The organism is Brachyspira sp. (assembly GCF_029258575.1).
GTDB lineage: Bacteria > Spirochaetota > Brachyspiria > Brachyspirales > Brachyspiraceae > Brachyspira.
In genome coordinates this window covers 1-6575 of the sequence record NZ_JARHYI010000039.1, presented here as the reverse complement: position 1 = coordinate 6575, position 6575 = coordinate 1, and the positions used below count along the sequence as shown (strand labels likewise).

Here is a 6575-nt window from a genome sequence, read left to right as displayed (position 1 = left end):
AATTCCTGTATTTTACTGTAAACCATTTTTTGAGCCATTTTATGATAAATAGGATCAAATATACCTATACTATATTCAGATTTTTTACTGTTTCTATTTTCATCTCCTATTAAATAAATCAAATCATTCTGATATCTTAAACTTCTTATATATCTCATAGATCTTTTTATAACAAATTTAGCAAGATTTTTAGCTAATGTGCTTTTTTTATCTATATTTTTCATAACTGTATTATATATATTAACCCATATAGCTGGTACAGAAATAAATATATCAGGCTTTTCTTCTGTGAAATCATTTTTTAAATATCTTTTATTTGTTATAGCTGTAAAGCATCCTATTATTGCTGTTACATAAGATATTGTTCTTTCATATATATGCCAAATTGGGAGTATAGTAAGAAGTTTTTCTCCAGTTTTTAAATTAATTATATCAGGAAGTACTCTTACATTATGCAGTATATTTCCATGTGTAAGTACAACACCTTTAGGTTTTCCTGTAGTTCCAGAAGTATATATTATAGTTGCTATGCTATCATTTGTTAATTTAGATGCTTTTTTTATTGCAAAATCATCATCACCTTTTAAAGCTTCTTCTCCAAGTTCAATGAATTTATCAAAAGAATATATATTATTATCAGGATCATGTTTAGAGCTGTCAAGAAATATTATTAATGATAAATCTTTAATATGTTTTTCTATCTTTTTGAATACATATTCATTTTCTACAAGAACAGCTTCAGATTCACTATGTTCAATTATATAATTTAATTCATCAGAAGTGGAGTCTATTCCTCTAGGAACATCTGCACATCCTAATGCTAAAAGAGCCATATCGGATATAAACCATTCTATTCTGTTTTCAGAAAATATTGCCACATGCTTTTTTGATAATCCTTTAATATCAAAAGCTTTAGCTACAGCATTTATTTTATCATAAAGTTTTTTGTATGTTATTGTAACTTTCTCTTCATTATTATCTCTATATCTATAGGCAGGGCTTTGAGCAATATTTTTAACTGTTTCAAAAAAAGCACTAGGTATAGAAGTATAATTTCTCATAATATCTCCAAAGTAATATAAAAAATAATGAATTATAACTATTAAAAAATATAGTTAATTATAACTATAATAGATATTAAAAATATTACAAGTGATTTAATATATATTTTATAACATTTTCGCTATATATTTTCACTGTAAAAATATATAGTATAGATTTTGAAGCAGAAATAATATTATGTTTTATGTTTTTATCTTTATATACAAGCATCATAGAATTAGTAATATCTTCTATATTATCCATATTACAGCTTATAGAATAATCTTTGACAGCCTCATAAACTCCAGATTTATTTGAAATTATAGATATACAAGAGCAATATAATGCCTCTATAACTGTAAGTCCAAATGGTTCATTAATAGCAGGCATCACTAAAGCATAACTTTTATTAAGTAATTCATTTTTTTCTTCTTCAGATACAAAACCTTTAAATATTATATTATTTTCTAAATTCATATTTTTTACAATTTCTTTTAAATATTTTTCTTCTCTTCCTTTACCAGCTATTATAAATTTTAATTCTTTATTATCTATTTTTTCTAATAATAATTTAAAAGCTTTGAAAGCATTATCTAAATTTTTGGGTTTTTCTATTCTTCCTATATATAAAAAGTAATTTCCTTCATTTATCTCTGTAATTATATTTGAATTAGTTATACAAGGATATATTACTTCAGCATCTCTATTATAAACCCTTTTTACAGTTTCTTTAGTTCTTATACTGTTTGACATTATATAATCTATTTTTGAAACTCCAAATCTATCCAAATGCATAGTATATCTTGCTATTATATCCCAAGTTTTTTGAAGTTTATTATAACTCTTATCATCATATCCATAAAGTCTTACACTTGGCTCATGACAGTACCAAAAACTTTTAGGCAATTTTATATTATTCTTTTCAGCATATTTAAAAGCAAGTCCATAAAATATTGTTGCTGGGAAATTATGTATTAGTACTGCATCATAATTTTGTAATTCATTAGCTAAAAATTTAGCTGTTTTATTAAAAATAAATGGATTTAATTTTATATCCGTTTTTATTTGTTTTATATTATTGGATATATTCTCTCTTAATTTATAAGTGTAAATAGTTATTTCTATATTTAAACTATGGCAATATTCAGAGAATGAAAGTATGACATTTTCTGCTCCTCCATTATATCCGAAAGTAGGGTGTATTATTGCTATTTTTTTTATATTGTTCATTCTATCAATAATAATGTATTTTTTTTATATTACAAGGATAGTATTATAAAATATTTATGAATTTAGCTATTTTTCATATTATTCTGATGCCTTGACAAATAAGTAGGAATAAAATATAATATAATCATTATGAAACTCAAAACTCAAAACTCAAAACTCAATAATATACTATAAAATATATTCTGTTTTTTACAGTATAAAATCTTTATTGTCATTGCAGGATTTTTTTATACGGAAAATATACATCTTTTTAATTATAAAAAATAAAATACTATATTTTGATATTTATTTTAAAAATGTAAAAATAATTAAACTTTTCAATATATATTTAATTTAATAAACTACTCCTTTTCAAAATAAATTGATATATAAAATTAAAGGAGTTATTTATGATTTTTGCACCTGTAGGACTAATAGTTTATAATAGGATAGAACATACAAAGAGAGTAATTGAAGCATTGAAAAAAAATACTTTAGCTTCTCAAACTGATTTATATATATTTTCTGATGCTCCAAATAAAAAAGAAGATGAAAGAGCTGTTTTTGAACTTAGAGAATATATTAGGACTATAAAAGATGGTTTTAAAAATGTATATGTATATGAAGCTCAAAAAAATTTAGGTATTAAATACTCTACTGTTAATGCTGTTAATACAATATTTCAAAATCATGAATATTTTATAGGATTAGAAGATGATATAGAAACTAATAAATATTTTCTTGAGTTTATGAATAATGCTTTGAACTATTATAAAGATGATGAAGATGTTATGGCAGTAACGGCATTTTCTCATAAACATGTAACTAAGAAGCATAAATATGATATTGTATTTACATACGCATTTCATAGCTGGGGCTTGGGTACTTGGAAAAGAAAATGGTATGGTATAAATTGGGATACATGCGATACTTCTTGGTACAATAAAAGTATTAAGCATAAAATATTAGGAGGGGTATTCTCATGGTTTCATTTATTTGCTATAAAAAAATCGGTAAAAGATAATTTATATATTCAAAATAATTTATGGGATGTTTATTATTCATTTACTATGTACAAAGAAAAGATATAAATATTAATTTTTCTTCTGATAAGAAAATGAATTTTTTTATATATTTAATTATTTCTATAAAAATTAGGAATATTCAGCTGGGCTAATGGATTTATGAGTATGTTTTTAAAAAAAATTTTATAATATATGAATTTATATATTTACCCATTTTTCTATTTTTATAACCCAAGCATTGGTTTGATTGGCAGCCTTAAGTCCTATTTCACTATCTTCAAATATAATGCTTTCTTTTTCTTTTACATTGAAATGATTAAAACATTTGAAAAATATTTCTGGATTTGGTTTCTTTTTTTCTATATCATTTCCTGTTAAAACTAAGTCAAATAATTTTTCAAGTTGGAATTCTTTTAATATTCCGTATACTCCATTTGGAGAAGCTGTTGTGGCTAATGCTGTATATTTTTTATTTTCTTTTTTATTATAATTATCAATTAAAGTTTCAAATACAAAAGGATGAATACTTATAAGATTAAGATTTTCTAAATATATTTTTTCTTTTTTATTATGTATTAATTCTATAAGTTCATTATTTTTAATATCATCATTTATAAGCTTATCATTTAATTTTAAAATATTTTCTGTAAATACCTTATAATGAAGACCAAAACATTTATCATAAAAATATTCTTTATTCAACTCTATATTGAATTCTTTAAAAGCATTATAGTAAGAATAATAGTTTAAATAGGCACTATCTATCAATGTACCGTCCATATCGAATATTAGTAATTTTATATTATTATATTTTAACATTTTAAAACCTTAAAAAATGATATATCATAAATATAACATAAATAATAAAGAATTCCAATTTATATTAAAAATGATATAATAATACAAAATATATTTATTTAAATACGAAATTAAAATAATTTTATGAAAAATACTAAATTAAGAATTGAAAAAATAATTAAACATCTTTCAAAAGACCTTTATGAAAGAGAAGAAATAATAACATTGACATTACTCAGTGCAATATCAGGAAAAGCGATATTTCTATATGGTCCTCCAGGTACAGCTAAAAGTTTCATAGCAAAAAGAGTATCATCAGCATTTAAAGAATCAAAATATTTTGGATATTTAATGCAGAGATTCAGTACGCCTGAAGACATATTCGGACCTATTAGTTTAGAAGAATTAAAGAATGATAAATATATTAGAAAAATTGAAGGCTATTTACCAGATTCTGATTTTGCATTTTTAGATGAGATTTGGAAAAGTACACCAGCAATACTTAATACACTTTTAACAATCATTAATGAAAGAGTTTTTAAAAATGGTTATGAAGAAATAAAAGTACCTTTAAAAGCATTAATTTCTGCTAGTAATGAAACTCCACCTGAAGGTCAGGGGCTTGAAGCTTTATATGATAGATTCATTATTAGGCTTATGCTTAATAATATAAAAAATAAAGATAATTTTGAAAAACTGCTTGAGAATACTCAATTGGATTCTTATATAGAAATAGATGAAGAATTAAAAATTTCAAATGAAGAATGGCTTAATTTTCGTAATGAAGCAAATAATATGAAAATTTCTAAAACAGTTATAGACATAATTCATAATATAAAACTTTCTATAGAAAAATTTAATGATGAAAATAGAGATATTCCAATATATGTTTCTGATAGAAGATGGCAGAATATTTCATATATATTAAAAATGTCTTCATATTTAAATGGAAAATATGAAGTTGATATTTATGAAAGTATTTTAATTTATAATTGCTTATGGAGTTTGGAAGAACATATTCAAGTAGTAAAAAAAATTACAGAAAATGCTATTAAGATGTCATATGATTTGAATAATTATAATATTAATGAATGGAGAGAAAATTTTAAAAAAGTTCAGGAAAATATAGATAATGAATTTTATAATTTAGAAAAGACTTATGATACGGAAAATATAGATGATAAACCTCATATAGCAAAGACTTTGTATATAAATATTGATGAATATGGGAATAAAGGAGAAACTATAATTTATATACCTATAAAACAATTAGGAAAAAAAGTGTATTTTTATCCATTGGATATTGGAAGAAATCAAACAAGAAAGTTCAGATGTAATTTTAATGCAGGGGACAAATGTACTGTTGAAATTAATTCATCTATAGCAGCAAATGGATTTGTTTCTAATATAATGTCTAGGAATTATGAGTTTTTGACTTATGCTGAGCCTGAATTTTATATGAAAAAAATTAGTACAAAAAAAATTGAAAAACAAAAAAAAGACTCATATTTAAAATTAATAAATTCTCTCATATTAAGTATTGATAATATTATAATTGATATTAAAAATGATTTTGATAAAAACAAAAATATGAATAAAAGTATATTTATATCAGATGATGAATTTAATTTTTACATTGATATGTTTAATTCTCATATAGAAAATCTTGAGAATGATAAATTAGATGCTGAGAGATTAAAAAGTGAAATAGAAAATCATGAAACAATTTAATAATGACTTTTATAAAAATGAAATAAAAAAAACTGAAATGATGGTCAGAGGAGTTTTTCATGGAACTTTCAATAAAAAATTTAATAATATCAGTAATGACAATAGATTAGAAGAAGAATTAGAGATAAAAATTACTAAATGGAAAAAAGATTTAAATATATTTATAAATGATAATAATCCTTATAATCAAAATAAAACAGAATTGGATTTGGCTTTAAAAAGATTAAAAAATAAAGATATAAAAATCACTGAAGAAGATATATTAAATGATTTAAATAATTTTAGTGTTTTATCAAATAATATAACATTTTGGAAGGATATATTACACAATAAATATAATTTAAATATTTTAAAAAAGAATATAATTTCTGCTTGGGAAAAAACTTATAATAAAAAGAATAATGATTGGCTTGTTTCTACAGTAAAGGATAGAAGAGATAAATTTATTACCGATATAGAATCTTGGATTAATTTGCTAAAAAAATTAAAGTATATGTCTAATATTTTAAGGATAAAAACAGGAGTATTATGGGATTTTAGAGTAGGAGAGCTTGAAGAAAATGACATATCTCTATTGCAAAGATGGGTTGATTTTATTAATGAACATAAGGATATAGAAATTATTTGTGATAGTATAGGAAGAAGAGTTGATATAGAAAAATCAATAAAAAATATAGAGTTTAAAAATACATATAATAATACAAATAAAAAAATTAGTTCAAAAGAGGAAATAGTAGGTATATATTTTTCTAAAGATATAGAAAATATTAT

Annotated in this window: 5 protein-coding genes and 1 pseudogene; 3 read left to right on the top strand and 3 right to left on the bottom strand. The window is 22.3% G+C overall.

The window, feature by feature from the left end:
- On the bottom strand, positions 1-1061 hold a 1061-nt coding region (locus tag Q1J76_RS03115), incomplete at its 3' end, for an AMP-binding protein (RefSeq protein ID WP_300366626.1).
- An 85-nt stretch (positions 1062-1146) separates the two neighbouring features.
- Positions 1147-2271 carry a glycosyltransferase family 4 protein gene (locus tag Q1J76_RS03110; RefSeq protein WP_300366624.1) on the bottom strand — a complete coding sequence of 375 codons (1125 nt, stop codon included), beginning with the start codon at positions 2269-2271 and terminating at the stop codon, positions 1147-1149.
- Between the two features lie 389 nt (positions 2272-2660).
- On the opposite strand from Q1J76_RS03110, the gene Q1J76_RS03105 reads away from it, so the two are divergent.
- A complete protein-coding gene (locus tag Q1J76_RS03105) occupies positions 2661-3341 on the top strand; it encodes a hypothetical protein (protein WP_300366622.1) in 681 nt (226 codons plus the stop codon).
- 132 nt (positions 3342-3473) lie between these two features.
- On the opposite strand, the gene Q1J76_RS03100 is transcribed toward Q1J76_RS03105, so the two are convergent.
- A complete protein-coding gene (locus Q1J76_RS03100; RefSeq protein WP_300366620.1) occupies positions 3474-4094 on the bottom strand; it encodes an HAD family hydrolase in 621 nt (206 codons plus the stop codon).
- A 123-nt stretch (positions 4095-4217) separates the two neighbouring features.
- Here Q1J76_RS03100 and Q1J76_RS03095 point away from each other — a divergent pair, with 123 nt between their 5' ends.
- Together Q1J76_RS03095 and Q1J76_RS03090 are read left to right on the top strand one after the other, a co-directional pair.
- On the top strand, positions 4218-5804 hold the full coding sequence (locus Q1J76_RS03095) for an AAA family ATPase (protein ID WP_300366618.1): 1587 nt from the start codon (positions 4218-4220) through the stop codon (positions 5802-5804).
- Positions 5791-6575: pseudogene (locus Q1J76_RS03090) on the top strand (VWA domain-containing protein); the annotation flags it as partial. The gene Q1J76_RS03095 and the pseudogene Q1J76_RS03090, both read left to right, overlap by 14 nt.

Coding starts and splice junctions, on each gene's coding strand:
- Q1J76_RS03110 (WP_300366624.1), bottom strand. CDS start 2,271: ATGAACAATATAAAAAAAATAGCAATAATACACCCTACTTTCGGATAT.
- Q1J76_RS03105 (WP_300366622.1), top strand. CDS start 2,661: ATGATTTTTGCACCTGTAGGACTAATAGTTTATAATAGGATAGAACAT.
- Q1J76_RS03100 (WP_300366620.1), bottom strand. CDS start 4,094: ATGTTAAAATATAATAATATAAAATTACTAATATTCGATATGGACGGT.
- Q1J76_RS03095 (WP_300366618.1), top strand. CDS start 4,218: ATGAAAAATACTAAATTAAGAATTGAAAAAATAATTAAACATCTTTCA.